This window comes from Spongiibacter sp. UBA1325, from assembly GCF_002306875.1.
Taxonomy (GTDB): Bacteria; Pseudomonadota; Gammaproteobacteria; order Pseudomonadales; family Spongiibacteraceae; genus Spongiibacter; species Spongiibacter marinus.
This window is the reverse complement of sequence record NZ_DBTD01000004.1, coordinates 381,357-398,482: the sequence shown is the minus strand read 5'-3', so window position 1 is coordinate 398,482 and position 17,126 is coordinate 381,357. Positions and strand designations below refer to the sequence as shown.

Here is a 17,126-nt window from a genome sequence, read left to right as displayed (position 1 = left end):
TCGTGGCCGGCTGTCGGCCGCGTCCATCTTTATCAACGCGAGTGCCCGTAAATGGCCTAACCATCCACGAGCCTGGCGGCATTACGGTTTATTGAAATTGGTAGCTAAACTCTACGCCCACCTCTCGCGGCGTTCCGGGAACGCGATTGGCAACACCGATCACGCTGGTTACTGCGATCCCGCCAACAAAGTAGGGGTCATCTTTTAGGTTATTCACGTAGGCCGATACGCCCATCTGTTCATTGATCTGCCAGCGCGCCCTGGCATTGAAAAGCTCGTACTGACCGATGGTCGAGCTCGCGTAGTCACCGCTGAGGTAATCAGTACCGATGAATATTTCATCGGAATAGTAGTACTGCAGCTGTGGAATAATCAGACCAATCGGCGAGTGCCAATCATATTGCACGACAACGCCGCGAACATTTTGCGGCACCTGGGGAAACGCCTCGCCGCTGCGGTCAACAATCGCAAAGCCATCAGCGGTATTGGTACCCAGGTCATAGTCAATAAAGTCGCCGTCGGTATACCCGGCATTGGCATTGATGGTGAAATCACCCAGCAGGGCGGTAATCTCAAATTCAAATCCGTCGACCACGGCCTCGCCCGCATTGCCGGTAAACTGCACCACTTCTGTTTGAGTGGTGCCGCGCTCATAAAGCGCGACCTGTAGATCGGTGTAATCCATCTGGAACACCGCTACATTGAAACGCAGGCGGCTATCCAAAGCGTCTAATTTAAAACCGATCTCTTTGTTGACGACAATCTCAGGCTCAAACTGCTTGATCGACGAATCGGTCTGCGTCGAGCGCACATCCAAACCACCCGACTTAAAGCCCTTGCTCACGGTGGCATAGGCGATAAAGCTGTCGAGATTCAGGGACTCAAGCAGTTCATCATCGGCCAGGTAATTGAGCGTGACCGCTGGCGTAAATTCCGAGAAGCGCGTATCACCGTGCAGCGGCGCCGCATACAGCAGAGGAACCGAGGGCGCCTCATAGGCAAAATACTGCGCCAGCGGCACCGGCGAAAAAATACCGTCCATCACATGGGTGACGGGCAGCAATATTGCGGGGTTGCTGCCGATCTGGGCATTGAGCCGACTCGCGTATTCATCGTAGTCCGGCGTGCCTTGAATTTGCACCGTACTGCGCTCTTCTTCGGTATAGCGCAAACCCAATGTCAGCTGCAGGGTCTCGGTCATATCCCATGTTCCCTGCGCAAACACTGCCGCAGTGGTGTTTTCGTAGTCGGCCAAGGCAACGGCGTTGGCCTGCACGGGCAACACCAGGGCATTGGGAAGCGGAATGCCCAGATCAACCGCAGCGCCCGGCCCTACCGCCACCAAGCCGTTGTCGCCCACCTCGGTGCCGTCAATGCTATTTTCCAAACTCTCCTCGGCGTAGAACACACCAAAGGTGTAGTTCAAGGTATCGTCCCAGGCGGTGCCGTTGAACTTCACCTCCTGACTGAATTGCTCACGCACAGCATCGCCGACCGACGGATCATCGGAGCCATTGAGTACCTGATAACCGGCATCAGGGCCAACCGCCACTGCACGAATCGCCGTGCCATCAGAGTCGCCACTAATTCGGATATTGTCCTGCATCGCGTAGCTGGTAATGCTCTCTACATCTATTCCCGCAACCGAGCCGCGCAAGGTGAGTGCCAGCATATGGTTGTCGATCGCATAGACCGCATCCTCCGCGGTTTGACTGACCTTAAAGGTTTTCGCCAATTCAGAGCTCTCGTTACAGGCGGCCTGTAAATCCGAACCATCAGCCCCTCGGTAAATGCCCTGCGCAAGAATGGCACTGCTGTTTTGAAAAACGCAGTTGTAGGGTGAGCCGCGCTCATCGATGCGACTTAAAAACCCGAAGACGTCGACTTCGAACTCATCGTTGACATACCAAATCAGCCGCGATGACACCGCCATGCGGTCCTGATCAAACAGCGCATAGTCAGCGGCGACATTATCGATTGAGCCATCGCTTCGCTTGGCATTCACCGCGACACGCATAGCGATGCTGTCGCTGAGCGGTAGGTTGGCATCGAGCTTGGCACTTTTCTGCCCGTAATTCCCCGCGCCAAGTTTTGCGCCAAATTCAAAGCCGTCGGTAAACGGTTTTTTCGAATCAACCAGTATGGCGCCACCAATATTGTTCTTGCCGAATAGCGTACCCTGAGGGCCGCGCAATACCTGTATCGACGCCACATCAACCGCATCGAGCAGCTGGGCATCGGAGCGTGGCACGTAGACGCCGTTCAAGTACATGCCCACCCCCGGGTCCAGCACGGGATTACCCGAGCGCTGGCCAATGCCGCGAATAAAGACCGCCGGCGCTTTGTAGTTGGTCTGCGAGAACTGCAGACTGGGCGCCAGTGTTTCCACGTCTTCAATATCGCTGATACCCATTTGCTCAAGCATATCCGAGCCCAACGCCGATACCGCCAGCGGGGTATCCTGCAGGCTCTCTTCGCGCCGCCGAGCGGTGACCACCACCTCTTCCAGCATGGCGCGATTTTCAGTTTGCGCAAAACTCGGCGCGACGCACAACGTCGATAGCGCAGACATCGCCAGCGGGAACAACACAGCTTTGTTCGTTTTCATTTACAGCTCTCCAGCATTCCATGGAACATGGTTATCTTTTTTTATTATTGGCAAACCCTGCGTGGCAAATCCCGTGCCATCGCCTATGCAACCGCTTCTACGTTCACCGGCACACCGTTCAGCGCCGCATTTCCCGACAGGCTGTCAATAAACTGCTCGTCAGTGAGGTCGTTAACACTCACCCCGGCATTGGCCTCTGCGCGGCGCCAGGCCGTGCCACTGCGGTGATGGCCCCAACCGTGTGGAATGCTAACCACACCGGGCATCACCTCGTCGCTGACTGATGCCGGTAACTCAACACTGCCAACCCGCGAACTGACTCGCACGGTGTCATCGTCGGCAATATTCAAGCGCCGGGCATCATCGGGGTGAACCAATACCGTGCAGCGCGACTTCCCTTTCACTAAGCGCTGGCTGTTATGCAACCAAGAATTATTGCTGCGCACATCCCGGCGGCCGATAAGTAAGAATGCTGCCGCGCGCTGTTGCTCGAAGAAGCGTTGCTCAACACGGGGCAGGTCAGCCAGGAAAAACGCCGCGCTCAAGTGAATACGCTTATCTTTATGATAAAGCCCCTTCGGCAACTGCTGCTGCAGCGGCCCCAGATCAATACCGTGTGGCGCGGATTTCAGTTTAGACAGAGTCAATCCCTTAAAGGGATGCAAACCTGCGCCGTAGGGGCCCCGGCGCAATAGGAAGGCCAACAGGCCGCTTGGCCCGAGGCGTTGTTCAACGCGGCGGCTCAGCCGTTCCTTCATCGAGCGAGGCGGTGCCAGACGGTCCCGCAGGCCCAACAAAATTTGCCAATCGTGGCGGGCTTCAGCACCGGGAGGGAATAATGCTGGCGCGTAGCGAACATTGTTGCGCACCGCCAACAGATTGAAAATCACATCGAAATGCTCGCGCTCAAGCGGGCTGACCGGCGGCAAAATAAAATCGGCATGGCGGCTACTTTCATTCAGATAGAAGTCTACCGACACCAGTAAGTCCAAGCTGGCAAAGGCCTTATCTAACTGGTCGCCATTGGGCGTAGACAGTACCGGGTTTCCCGCGATCAGCACCATGCCTTTAATCTGGCCTTCACCGGGGGTGGTAATTTCCTCTGCCAGCGTGGAGACCGGCAGCTCGCCATTAAATTCTGGTAGCTGGCGAACCCGGCTGTGAAAGCGCCCCATGTTTCCGCGCCCGGTCTGGGGCAAAATGTCGGCTGCGGGCGTGGTGAACATCAAGCCGCCGGGGCTATCGAGCGTACCGGTAAGCACGTTGAACAGCATAATCAAGTACTGACACAGCGCGCCAAACTCCTGCACCGACACGCCCATGCGCCCATACAACACCGGCGCCTCGGCCGCACAAAACTCGTCCACCAGTCTGCGAATATCAGCGGCACTGATGCCAATATGTTCCGCCACCCGCTCGGGAGTGTAGGCATCAAAATGCGGTTTGAGCGCCACTGGGTCGCTATCGAGCAAACTGCGATAGTGGCCGGACGTCACCTGCGCTGAGGCAAACAAGTGATTCAACATCGCCAAGAGCAGCAGTACATCGCTACCGGGGCGTATAAAGTGATGCTCATTAGCCAGCTCTGCCGTTTGACTTCGCCGCGGGTCAATCACCACCACTTTGCCGCGCTGCCTTACCTGCTTTAACCGACCGCGCACGTCCGCCACACTCATAATGCTGCCGTTCGACGCCAGCGGGTTACCGCCCATAATGACAAAATAATCACTGCGATCGATGTCGGGAACAGGGATGCGCAATTGATGCCCGAACAGTTTCCAGGCGACCATATGGTGGGGCAGTTGGTCTACCGACGTCGCCGAAAATTTATTGCGCGTTTTCAGCGCGCGCAAAAAACCGCCGTTGAGCAGGGTTCCACCCAGATTATGCACATTTGGGTTACCCAAATAGACCCCAAGTGCATCCTTCCCATGCTCCTCCTGAAGCCGGCGCATGCGCTCGGCAACGTTATCCAGCGCCTCCTCCCACTCCAGCTCATGCCACTGGCCATCGCGCTTTTCCATCGGCTTGCGCAGGCGATCGGGATCTTCATACAGGTCTTTTAGAGCCAGCGCTTTGGGGCAGATATGGCCGCGACTAAAAGGGTCGTTTTCATCCCCTTTTATCGCGATAATCTGCTCCTCTTCCAGCGTTATCGCCACACCGCACATGGCTTCACAGAGGTTACAGGTTCGATAAAACGTACCGGATCGCGGCATAACAGGCCTCTCTTGCACACGCTTATTATTATCTGCGCGCCATCGCGCACAATGTATTCAGTGAATACACTCTAGCAGCAAGCGCCGTAAACTGCACTCACAGGCCACCCAGCGATAGCTGCTGTTGCATAACACGGTCGCGAGAGGACCAGCCCAGCGCGAATTGGTAGTCACCGGCCGCCATGGCCCAGTCTTTGGCGCTGTCATCCCAATAGCTCAAATCCCGTGAGCTAAGCTGATAGCGCAGGCTTGCTGACTCGCCCGGTGCCAACCAATGCTTGGAGAAGCCTTTTAGCGCCCACGGCGGCTGCTCAATACCAGCAGCCGGGCTTGGCAGGCCAACATATAGCTGCGGCACCACCCAACCGGCGCGGTCGCCGATATTGCTCGCCCGCGCCGTTACCACGACCCCACCCTCGTCGCGGATAACTCGCAAGTCCGTCAACGAATACTCGCTATAAGACAAGCCGTAGCCGAAGGGGTAGGCGGGCTCTCGCGATTGCTGATCAAACCAACGATAGCCGATAAAAACGCCTTCACTATGCTCCGCTTGATTGGCAAGGCCCGGGTAGCGCCGAGGGTCTCCGGCAACAGGGTTGTCCAGCTCCTCCTCCGGAAAGCTCAGCGGCAGGCGGCCGCCCGGGTCGGTATCGCCAAACAGCAGCCGGGCAATGGCACTACCGCCCTCCTGCCCTGGGTACCAGACCTGCAATAGCGCGTTAACCTGCTCGCGCCACGGCGTGAGCACCGCCCCCGAATTTTGTAACACCACCACAGAGTCGCTATTTGCTGCCGCCACCACAGAGATTAATGCATCCTGGTTGTCGTGAGACACCGGCAGCAACGGCGCGCCTAACAGCAGCGGCGCAAACAGTTGATCAAGTACCTCGCGTATTGGCGAACTGGCAAATACCGGATCTGTCAGCTGATCCAATAAGGTGGGGGCTCCCCCTTGGAGGTTGTTTAGCAATAGGGAGTCAGGCGCATCGGCGAGTGTGCAGTCGAGTGCCAAACAAAAACGATCGCTGCCCTCGGTTGCCAAATTGCTGGCAAACACCAATGCGACATCTGCCTCGGCGGCGCCCGATACTGCGGCAGCGATATCACTACCGTCATAGTAAGAGACCGCTACGTCGTCGCCCGCCCGCTCCGTTAACGCCTCGAGTGGCGTTTTAAAACGAAATGGCGTCACGAAAGAGGAACCACCGCCGCTCGGGCGCGTTTGCGCCGACGCGCCGATCACCGCGATGCGGCGAACATCGTCGTTCAACGGCAACACCCCTTCGTTGCGCAGCAGCACCGCCCCTTGCTCGGCAACATCTTGCGCCAATACCGCATGGGCCGCCTGGTCGATATTGTCGTCGTTGCGCTGATAACGGGCGCGGTCAAAAAAGCCGACGCTGAACAAGCGCCGAAATATCTGCGTAAGGTTGTCGTTCAGAACCTGCTCAGGCACCGCGCCAGACTGCACAGCCGCCTGCAACAAAGGCTGGGAGAAAAATACGCCGTAGGGCATTTCGATCATGGGCGAGGCATTTGCGGTTTGCACAGTATCTTTCTGGGCAAAGAAGTAATCGGTGACTAAAAAGCCGTCAAAACCCCATTCATCGCGTAATACGCTTTTCAACAAGTACTCTGAAGAACACGCTGGAGCACCGTTCACGTAGTTATAGGCGCACATTACCGAAGCAACATTCGCTTCCTTCACCGCGGCTTCGTAGGGCGGCATATACAACTCGCGCATACTGCGCTCATCCACCACTGCATTCACTACCGAGCGGCCACCCACCACCGCAGCGACGGGCGGCACACTAACGATGCCTTCCTGGGTGTTCATCAAATAGTGTTTGATATTGGCCATTACGCCCTCGGCTTGGCTGCCTTTTACCCACTCGACAACCATTCGTGTTGCCAGCAGGGGATCCTCACCAAAGGTTTCGAAACTGCGCCCCGCCAGCGGGTTGCGCACTAAATCGGCCACCGGCGCATGCACGAGATCATTACCCTTGTTACGCACCTCATTGGCGATCGCCGCACCGGTTTCATGCGCCAGCGCCGGGTTAAAACTTGCCGCCAAGGCCAGTGGTATCGGCATCGCCGTGGCCGGACTTCCGCGCACGCCAACCGGGCCGTCGCTCATTCTCAGCGGCGGGATGCCTAAGGCATCAATACCATTAACGATGCCGACATAGGGGTCGCCACTGGCCGAGGCCTGGGGATCGTCGCCCGCGAGGTAATCGATTTTTTGCTCCAGGCTCATTGCAGACACCAACAATTCCGCGCGCTGCGCGGCTGATAGCGAGGCGTCACACCACGGTCGTTCACTAAGCTCGCCGCAATGTTGGCTTATTGGGTCTGGCGTTGTTGTTTCAGAGGGTGAAGAACTGCCCCCGCAAGCGACTAACAGGGCGCTCATGGCGGCGAGAATTACTAGCCCGTTAACGGGGAAGCCACACTTCCTGGAAACACTATACTTCATGGGAACACCACCTGGCTGTCGCCCGCTGGCATACTCAATACAAGCTCGCCGTTACGCACCTGCCAGCGACTGCCCTCAACCTCAACGCGCTGGCCATCATCCAGACCGGTGAGGCGAAGCTGGTAGGGACTATCGCTACTGAGCACAAGACGTTTATCGTCGCGCTCAGCAATACCTGCCTCGCGCAAATTGATCGTTAGCGCTGCCACCTGAACCAGGCTGGCCCGCAGCTCTCCGGTCGCCGCCTCTGCACTCCCTCGCTGCCACAACTGGCTGTCGCGCACGGCTGGGCTCAAGGTCGTCGCATCGGGAAAAATCAACTCGCCTACGCTGGGCTCCAAAGAAATACTGGGCTCGGGTAAGGCGCCGGACTGGGCGCGAATTTCGGCAAACTCGGCGCCTGCAACGGCCTCAAGTTCTTCCAACCACCACGCCCCAGTAGGCCCGATGCCCCAATTTGTATTCACCTTATCTGGCTCCCAGCGATAAACCAACTCACCGGGGGCAGCGCGACGCTGCCCCTCTGATGCCTGCCAGTCCACCATCCACTGTGCGGCTTTTCCAAAGGCAGAGTAGCCGGCATCTTTCAGGGTCCAGGCAATATGGTCCTCCACTAAGTAGTGGTCGAAGACATAGCGATAGCCGAAGTCGCGCATGCCGTCTGCCGTGGCGCGCGCATCCGGAAAGGGCACAAGTTGGTCAAAGGTGCCGTGGGCCTGGTAGTACCCGTTCCATTTCAGGTTCTCCATCAACTCCGGCCCTTTGGGCTCGACGCAGCCGTTATTATCCAGCGAGCACGGCAACAGATTCGCATTGGCATGGGAGCCGGCAAGGATCACCCCGCCAAAAAACACCTCAGGGTATTTCACCATGAGATTGATCGAGCCAATCGCACCCATCGAGTAGCCGGTGGTAAACACGGCTTCGCTGTCGATATTGAAATGCGCCGCTACATCGCGCCAAACTTCCCAGAAATCCAGCTCTGCGGCGGTCTCATAGTAACCGGCTGAACCGCGGCCCAGCGGCGTGACACACACCGACTGGCGAAGATTTTCGCAGGCCGCTAGCAAGTAGTTCGGGACGCTGGCACTGTATTGGTTGTGGTTCTGCGTAAAGCTGTGCAGCAACCAGGTAAACAGGCTCGGCGACTCAGAAGATGGCGAGTAACTGCTGGGAATATAAATCCCGTAGGGCTGAACAGCATCGTAGTACCCGGGGTCGGCAACCACCCCCGCCTCGCTGCGATCAACACCCGCCGCGAAGTTGCCATCCCCGAGCTCGGTACCCGCTACCGAGGACAGATACCAGCGATTACTGTAGCCATAGCGCAGCGGCTCGGGCTCCGTCTCGCCCATTCGCGCCCAGTCAATTTCCCCGGAAAAGGCGGAAACATCGCCCGTGTTCAGCGCCGTCGACTGACTTTCATCAAACCAGAAATTGAATAACGCCGGCTCATCGTCGTAGTCGCGAAAAGCCAGGTTAAATACCGGCGGCTGATGAGGTAGGCTGCGAAAGCCCGCGTTATCGTTAAGAAAGCCACCTTCGCCATTGTTGATGCCCGAGGCAACGTACAGCGTCCACGACTGATCCGTCGCCAAGCTGCTCTGCGGCAGCGCCGCAATAAACGATCGCGATGCCATATCCACAGTGACCGGCGCCACAAACTGCGGGCCACTGCCATCTTTATAATCAATAAAGGCCCCATTCGCCGATAACGTCAGTAGGGCATCGACCCCGGGACTGCGCAGGCCTGTAATACCCGGCCACTCTTCACTGCCCCCTTCCTGGTTGTCGATGGCAAAGGCCGCCACCGGCACGCTGTGATCAATGAGCGTTTGCCAATCCACCCGGAAAAATAATTCGCCATTTTTTCGGCCCAGCGCTACAACGAATAAATCGGCGCCGTTACCCGCCATGTTTGCCGCAGGGTAATGCAGGCTGCCGCCGGTGGGCGTGCCAATGCGATAGAACGGCACATTGGGGCCCTTGGCGCCATTGGCGTCGTAAATAAAGTCGGTCCAGTAATAGGCGCCGTGGGCATAGCGGCCCGTGCCGGACGTTCGCGGCGCGCCCTCCTCAAAGGGCCAGCTTGCCGGTGAGTGGAGCTGGGGTATGTCGCCAAACGCCGCCGCGGGCGCACCACTGGGCACGACACCGCGCGCCAGGGCTGCATCTAGCTCTGACGAGGCGGTATTGGATGATGAGGAAGATTGCCCACCGCAAGCGGTTAGGCCGAATAGCAGTGCAGCAAGCACCGACAACTGAGCGCGCATACGCAGAACCCTTTGTCACATTATTGTTATTAATGTGATCTTACGCTGCTCAGCCTGCCGCCAGCAAAACCCAAATGGATGAGTCGCTTAGCTGCTGATGTGCCCCTGTTGCGGTCGCAGCACAATGTCCTCGGTAACGACATTGCGATCCATCGCGTAGAGGTGCCAGAACGCGCGCGCAACATCTTCAGCTGGCATCAGGGCCTGCTCGGCGATACCGCTATTTTCCCACGACGGCGACCATGTTGGTCCCGGCGAAACGCTGCATACACGAATGTTTTTACCGCGTACCTCTTCACGCAAGGCCTTGGCAAACCCCAGTACGCCATGTTTGGCTGCACAGTATGCGGACACGCCAGCGTAGCCTTCCAGCCCAGCGGTAGAGGCCATATTAAAAATATCACCGCTTTCCCGCTCCATCATGGCCGGCAAAAATTGGCGGCACATCAAAAAGACACTGCGTAAATTACTGGCGATAATCCGGTCAAAGTCCTCTACGGCCATGTCCGCTACCGGCTCTCCGTGCCAGCTGCCCGCATTATTTATCAGCACATCGACGGCGCCCATATCGCGCTGTAGCTGCTGGCCAAGACGCTGCACAGCCGCCGCATCGCTCACGTCACAGGGGTAGATTTCAACCCGTGCGGAACCGCTACACTGCGCGGCAACCTGTTCCAGTTTATCGGCATTGCGCGCCACTAATGCCAACCGCATAGCGGGGTTCTGGCGGCTAAACTCCCGGGCAATTGCTGCGCCTATACCCTGGGAGGCACCGCTTATCAGCAGCACTGGCGACTTGTTCTCAGAAACGCTTCCTGTCATGTTATTTCCTGTTTGGCAGTCCTGCCGAGCGCATTTGCCCCCAAGCAGCAGGCCACGAATGATCGACAATATTGTTAATAACAAAGCTATCAAACTCTTCATCTTAATGGCGGGCTTTTTTGTCGCCAATGCATTAATTGCTGAGTTTATTGGCGTTAAGATTTTCTCGCTGGAGCACAGCCTTGGGATTGAACCACTGTCGCTGAGCCTGTTCGGCGTCGACAACCTCTCCTTCAATTTAACCGCCGGGGTGCTGCTGTGGCCCTTTGTGTTTGTACTCACCGACCTGATCAACGAATACTACGGGCAACGCGGCGTGAAGCTGCTCTCCTACCTCACCGTCGGCCTGATTCTATACGCCTTTGCAATGTTCTACGTGGGCATTGAGCTCACCCCTGCCGACTTTTGGCCGCAGTCTCATATCAGCCCTGCACTACCCAGCGCGGAGCAGCAGGCAATTGCCAGCAAGGTCTCCGATTATGACTACGCCTACCGGCTGGTTTTCGGCCAAGGGCTGTGGATCATTATCGGCTCTTTGGTGGCATTTCTTATCGGCCAAATTATCGACGTCGCGGTATTTCACCGTATCAAAGCCAGTACCGGCGAGCGCTTGATCTGGCTGCGCGCAACCGGCTCCACGCTAGTTAGCCAGTTTATCGACAGCTTTGTTGTATTGTTTGTTGCCTTTTATCTCGGCGCCGATTGGGGGCTATCGCTGGTGCTCGCCATTGGTGTCGTGAACTACCTGTACAAATTTACCATGGCCATTGCGCTCACCCCGGTAATTTATGCGGCGCACTACGCCATCGACCGCTACCTGGGTGAGCCCCTTGCCACAGAAATGAAAATCGCCGCACAGCGACAAAATTAAACCGCAAACTTTAAATTACTGTTAGATAGATGACAGTGACAACATACTATTGCACACTAGGGTATCGACGAGTTCTTATTGCTTAGAATTTGTCCACTGCGATCGCAGTGCGCCAGGAAGGCAAAACCATAACAACCCGGGTAATACGTATGAACGCCAAGCTCTCTATCACGCTTCTCGCCGCTGTGCTGCTCGCCGCATGTGGCGGCTCAAGCTCATCATCGAGTAACAACAATAACAACACCAGCCAACGCGGTATTCCCGAAACCCGCTTTGCCATGGCCAACGGCTGCTACTCTCTGCAATCCAATGCGACCAAGCAATACGCTGCTCTCAGCGACAGCACCTTGCGCATGGACAGCGCGAAAACCAGCGCCGAACGCTTCTATATGAGGCCGGCAACTCTCGGCAAATACTTGCTCTATACCAGCGACGAGCGCTTTATTACTGCCAGCGGCGGCAATATCACCGCCGCGACGGAGCCCAGCGACGACGCCATCTGGACCATTGAGCGCGATGCCAGCGCCAAAACCTTTAGCCTGCAAAGCCACAGCGGACAAACACTGAGCGTTGCTGCCGATGGCGCGCTAAGCACAGGCGACGCCGGCGGCGCAGCCAGCCAATTCCTGTTTGCCCCCACAGCAGGTTGCAGTGGCTATCCGGAAATGCCCACCTCGGTGGCTGGCGAAACCTTCAAAGGTCGCGGTATTGACCAACCCGCTATCGGCTTTGCCGACATCCACAATCACATGGGCATGAGCAGCGAGCTGTCCTACGCCGGTGACGTTGGCCCCTCTGCTGGCGGCGTACTCTACGGGGAGGCCTTCCATCGCTTTGGCGTTACTCACGCACTCGAAGACTGCGAAGAACTCCACGGCCCCAACGGTATTCGCGGTCCCGACCTCATCTTGGAAACCGGCGCATCGCCCAACCACGAAACGCAGGGTTGGCCGACCTTTGTCGACTGGCCGCGCAACAAGTCACTGTCTCATACCGTGCTGTATTACCGCTGGGTGGAGCGCGCCTGGCTGGCCGGATTGCGTTTGATGGTCAACCACGGCACCAATATTGCTGGCTTGTGCACCGTGGGCTCTATTTATTCACTGACACCCGATGCCGACTGCAACGATATGAGCATCGCCATCAAACAAATCAAATACATGTATGAAATTCAGGACTACGTCGACGCCCAGCACGGCGGCCCTGGTAAAGGGTGGTACCGCATAGTCACCAGCCCCCAGCAGGCACGCGAGGTCATTAACGAGGGTAAGTTGGCAGTAGTGCTGGGAATGGAGGCCGCGCAGGTCTTCGACTGTGGCATGACCATGATCGCGGGCAATATCGAAATTCCCAAGTGTGATGAAGCACAGATCGATGCCAAGCTACAGGAGCTGTGGGATCTTGGCGTGCGCCATCTCTACGCCTACCACGATATCGACACAGCGCTGGGCGGCACCGGCCTGTTCAGCGACATTATGAACTTCCTCAATTTGCTGGATACCGGCTCTTTCTGGAAAACCTCTGAGTGCCGCGACTACCCCAGCGAAGAACCCACCGTGCGCGACCCCGGTCTCGCCATTGCAACCGCGCTGCCCGGCAGCGGCAATGACCCGCTATCCAGCATGGTACTCGATATCACCGGCGGCGCATTGCCAATCTACCCCGAGGGACTGCGCTGCAACGCCCGCACAGTAACCGAGCTGGGTAACTATGCGCTCAACGCAATGATGGATCGCGGCATGGTGATGGATATCGACCACGCCGCCTACCACAGCAAGGATATTATGCTCGACCTTGCGGAACAGCGTACACCCGCCCACCCGATGGTATCGTCACACGACGCCCACGGTGGCCTGACCAGCGACCAGGCCGCGCGCATCCTTAAAAATGGCGGCGTAATCTACCCCTACAAGGGCAATGGTGTTAAGCACAAAGAGTTTATGGAAAAGCTGAAATTCTGGCGCGAAAAAGCCGGTGTTAGCGACTCCCTGATGGCACTGGGTTATGGCGCTGACGGCAACGGCTTTGGCGGCCACGCCGGACCACGCGGTGGCGACTCCGAACCAGTGCAATATCCCTTTGTACTGTTCCAGGGTGACGACTGGGGGCCACAGTTCCAAGGCGCCGAGCCCGTCACCGTGCAAATGCTGACCATTCCCGAAAGCGGTAAGTACTGGCATATCGATGAAGTGGGCATGGCCCATTACGGCCTTGTTGCCGACTACGTTGAAGAGGTCCGACTCGAGGGCGGTCAAGAAGCTATCGATGCCCTGTTCAACTCGGCGGAGGCCTATCTACAAACCTGGGAGCGCTCATACAATCCGCGCAATGCGCAGTAGGCTGCCACCATGCGCACAGTTGCATTAGTTCTCAGTAGTGCGGTGGTGCTGGTAGCGCTGTGGTGGGGGCTGAAACCCACCACCTCCGCACCGAGCGAACCACAACTGCGACAGTATTCACTGGCGTTCAGTGGCCAACAGTACCAAGGCCCGGCAACGCTCACCGCTTATGCCGGCGACACGTTGCGATTGAACGTCGTCAGCGACAGCGATGATGCCATGCACGTACACGGCTACGAAAAACACCTGGTGCTGCCAGCCGGCGAACTGACCACACTGGAGTTCACCGCCGATAGCACCGGTCGTTTTATGCTTGAGCTACATGGTAACGACCTGCAGTTTGGCACCTTGGAAGTGTACCCTCGGCAGTGAAACTTCGACTCGCAATGGCTTTCGCCGCCAGTGTGGGCAGCACCGCCGTGCACGCCCACTCCTTCGCCCAGCCCTACCAGTTACCCATGCCCTACTGGATGTACATCTACGGGGCAATGGCAGCGCTGGCACTTTCCTTTGTTGTGCTGGCGTTTTTCCTGAGAGAAACCCCCAACGCTCAGCAACCGCGACACCTGCTGCTTGGCCAGCTCAAGATGCCGTGGCTGCAGCGGCTGTTTCAGACCGCTATGTTTGCCAGCATCGTGTTGGCCATTGTTGCCGGCCTCATCGGTAATCAGGACAGCTATCGCAATATCAACATGACCTACTTCTGGATCGTGTTTGCCCTGGGCGGCTGCTATTTGAGCGCGCTGGTGGGTGGCTGGTACGACGCCGTAAACCCCTGGAAGGTGTCTGTAGAAGTGCTGTCAAAACGCTGGCCCGTTTTTGGCAGCGGCTACATCGCCTACCCAAAGCGCCTCGCCTACTGGCCGGCACTGGCCCAGTACATGGTGTTTATCATTATCGAGCTGTTCGGCGATACACGGCCGTTTTCACTGTCAGTCATTCTGCTCGCGTACACGGCCTTAACCCTGCTGGGTAGCTGGCTGTTCGGGAGTCGCCAGTGGTTTTACTACGCCGACCTGTTCTCAGTGCTATTTCGTGTGATCGGCCATATGGCACCGCTGCAAAAAAATGCTGAGCAGCGTTGGGTGCTGCAGTGGCCGTTTGCCGGCTTAATCGGCCAGCGCGCCACGCACCCGAGTTTGCTGATCTTTATTCTGTTTATGCTGTCGTCCACCGCCTTCGACGGATTAAAAGAAACGCAGCTGTGGTTCAACCTATTCTGGAAAGACCCTTGGAATATTCTCACCCCGCTGCTCGGCGAGCACCCAATCTACGCCTACCCCTATTTGCGGCCCTGGTTCATCGCGTACGAAGTATTTTGGTTGCTGCTGTCGCCACTGCTGTATTTGGTATTGTTTCTCGGCTTTTTATGGCTGGGCAAGACGCTCAGCCGCAGCGACCTCCCACTCACTGAGCTTACCGCCCGGTTCAGCTATAGCCTGCTGCCCATCGCGCTGGTCTATCACATCACTCACTACTACACCTTGCTGCTGAATCAGGGGGTGAAAATTCGCGGGCTGATCTCCGATCCCTTTGGCTGGGGCTGGAACATTTTTGGCAATGCCATTACTGGCCGCCTGCCCATCATTCCCGATATGGGCGTGGTCTGGGATAGCCAGGTTTGGCTGATACTGATCGGTCATGTGGCCAGTGTTTGGTTGGCTCACGTCGAAGCCCTGCGCTGCTTCAATAGCCGCCGCCAGGCCACACTCAGTCAATTCCCGATGCTGGCACTGATGATTGTATTTACCGGCTTCGGCCTGTGGATTCTGGCGCAACCCCTTAAGGGCTAAACACTGCGGAAATAATGCGCCAAATCGCCCCGGGCGTTCGACCTCGCGCGCTGAAAGGCTTATAGTGCGCGCCTCTCTGCTCATCGATTTACGCACTGCCACGTGCAGGCTCAGGATACTCTGTTGATCTCTACTGCAAACATCACCATGCAATTTGGTGCCAAGCCGCTGTTTGAAAACATCTCAGTGAAGTTTGGCAACGGCAACCGCTACGGGCTTATTGGCGCGAATGGCTGCGGCAAATCCACGTTTATGAAAATCCTCGACGGCAGCCTCAAGCCCACCTCTGGCAATGTGTCGTTAGATCCGAACGAGCGCATCGGCAAGCTGCACCAAGACCAGTTCGCCTTCGAGCAGTATTCAGTGATCGATACGGTGATCATGGGTCACACCGAGCTTTGGGAAGTTAAACAAGAGCGCGACCGCATTTATTCGCAGAGCGAAATGTCGGAAGAAGACGGCATGAAAGTCGCCGAGCTGGAAACCCGTTTCATGGAAATGGATGGCTACAGCGCCGAGAGCCGCGCCGGTGAAATTTTGCTGGGCGCGGGCATCGACCAAAGCCTGCACTTCGGCCCAATGAGTGAAGTCGCCCCCGGCTGGAAATTGCGGGTATTGCTGGCGCAAGCCCTGTTCTCCGAGCCCGATATTCTGCTGCTGGACGAGCCCACCAACAACCTCGATATCAACACCATTCGCTGGCTGGAAGAGCTACTGAATGAGCGCAAGAGCACGATGGTGATCATTTCCCACGACCGGCATTTTCTCAATGCCGTTTGCACGCACATGGCGGATATCGACTATGGCGAGCTGCGCGTCTACCCCGGTAACTACGACGACTTTATGATGGCGGCGACCGCGGCGCGCGAGCGCTTACAGGCCCAGAATGCGAAGAAGTCTGCACAAATTGCCGAACTTCAGCAATTTGTAAGCCGCTTCTCCGCCAATGCCTCCAAGGCTAAGCAGGCGACCTCCCGCGCCAAGCAGATTGAAAAAATCCAACTGGATGAAATCAAAGCCTCCAGCCGGGTATCGCCCTATATCCGCTTCAAGCAGGAGAAGAAGCTGCACCGCCAAGCGCTGACGCTTGAGAGCGTTGGACACGGCTTCGATGACAAGCTATTTAGTGACGCCACCATGATTATTGAAGCGGGTACTCGCCTGGCAGTCATCGGTGAGAACGGCGCCGGTAAAACGACTTTTTTGCGCTGCTTAATGAAGGAATTAGCAGCCAACGAAGGCAATATTAAGTGGGCCGAAAATGCCAGCCTGGGCTACTGCCCTCAGGACAGCAGCAATGACTTTGACAACGACCTCAATCTGTTCGACTGGATGGCGCAGTGGCAAAAGCCCAGTCACGACGACCAGATTGTGCGCGCAACGCTTGGGCGCTTACTGTTCTCTTCCGACGACTTCAAAAAGCAGGTTAAGGTCTGTTCAGGCGGTGAGAAGAACCGCCTGCTGTTTGGCAAGCTGATGATGATGGACTGCAATATTCTCATTATGGACGAGCCGACTAACCACCTGGATATGGAGTCGATTGAAGCCCTGAACCTGGCGCTGGAATACTTTGAAGGCACACTAATCTTTGCCAGCCACGACCGCGAATTCGTATCGTCGCTGGCCACCCGTGTTGTTGAAATCAAAGACCAGAAGCTCAACGACTTCCAGGGTAGCTACGAGGAGTACTTGGCCAGTCAGCAGCTCATCGGCTGAGCGAGG

10 protein-coding genes are annotated in these 17,126 nt (G+C 56.8%); 5 read left to right on the top strand and 5 right to left on the bottom strand.

The features are described from left to right. Nucleotides 1-88: 88 nt before the first annotated feature. The 5 genes from B3K78_RS04615 to B3K78_RS04595 form a co-directional block, all read right to left on the bottom strand. Entirely contained in the window at nucleotides 89-2,608 is a 2,520-nt protein-coding gene (locus B3K78_RS04615; protein ID WP_286694495.1) for a TonB-dependent receptor, read from the bottom strand. 83 nt (nucleotides 2,609-2,691) lie between these two features. Continuing rightward, nucleotides 2,692-4,827: a molybdopterin oxidoreductase family protein gene (locus tag B3K78_RS04610; RefSeq protein ID WP_286694494.1), complete on the bottom strand. Its 2,136-nt coding sequence runs from the start codon at nucleotides 4,825-4,827 to the stop codon at nucleotides 2,692-2,694. A gap of 97 nt (nucleotides 4,828-4,924) precedes the next feature. Further along, on the bottom strand, nucleotides 4,925-7,306 hold the full coding sequence (locus B3K78_RS04605) for a beta-glucosidase (protein WP_286694493.1): 2,382 nt from the start codon (nucleotides 7,304-7,306) through the stop codon (nucleotides 4,925-4,927). Further along, nucleotides 7,303-9,579, bottom strand: a complete 2,277-nt coding sequence (locus B3K78_RS04600; protein WP_286694492.1) for an alpha/beta hydrolase family protein — start codon at nucleotides 9,577-9,579, stop codon at nucleotides 7,303-7,305. The genes B3K78_RS04605 and B3K78_RS04600 overlap by 4 nt, the downstream gene beginning before the upstream one ends. 87 nt (nucleotides 9,580-9,666) lie before the next feature. Further along, nucleotides 9,667-10,401, bottom strand: a complete 735-nt coding sequence (locus B3K78_RS04595) for an SDR family oxidoreductase (RefSeq protein WP_286694491.1) — start codon at nucleotides 10,399-10,401, stop codon at nucleotides 9,667-9,669. A 58-nt stretch (nucleotides 10,402-10,459) separates the two neighbouring features. Between B3K78_RS04595 and B3K78_RS04590 the strand changes: the two genes are divergently transcribed. The 5 genes from B3K78_RS04590 (at nucleotide 10,460) to B3K78_RS04570 (ending at nucleotide 17,120) form a co-directional block, all read left to right on the top strand. Then, nucleotides 10,460-11,272 carry a queuosine precursor transporter gene (locus B3K78_RS04590; protein ID WP_204995263.1) on the top strand — a complete coding sequence of 271 codons (813 nt, stop codon included), beginning with the start codon at nucleotides 10,460-10,462 and terminating at the stop codon, nucleotides 11,270-11,272. A gap of 149 nt (nucleotides 11,273-11,421) precedes the next feature. Further along, nucleotides 11,422-13,611, top strand: a complete 2,190-nt coding sequence (locus B3K78_RS04585) for a peptidase M19 (protein ID WP_286694490.1) — start codon at nucleotides 11,422-11,424, stop codon at nucleotides 13,609-13,611. Between the two features lie 9 nt (nucleotides 13,612-13,620). After that, entirely contained in the window at nucleotides 13,621-13,983 is a 363-nt protein-coding gene (locus B3K78_RS04580) for a cupredoxin domain-containing protein (protein ID WP_286694489.1), read from the top strand. After that, nucleotides 13,980-15,404 (top strand): hypothetical protein, encoded by a 1,425-nt coding sequence (locus B3K78_RS04575; RefSeq protein WP_286694488.1) that lies wholly within the window; start codon nucleotides 13,980-13,982, stop codon nucleotides 15,402-15,404. The genes B3K78_RS04580 and B3K78_RS04575 overlap by 4 nt, the downstream gene beginning before the upstream one ends. Nucleotides 15,405-15,527: 123 nt before the next feature. Beyond that, nucleotides 15,528-17,120: an ABC-F family ATPase gene (locus B3K78_RS04570; protein ID WP_286694487.1), complete on the top strand. Its 1,593-nt coding sequence runs from the start codon at nucleotides 15,528-15,530 to the stop codon at nucleotides 17,118-17,120. Nucleotides 17,121-17,126: the final 6 nt, after the last annotated feature.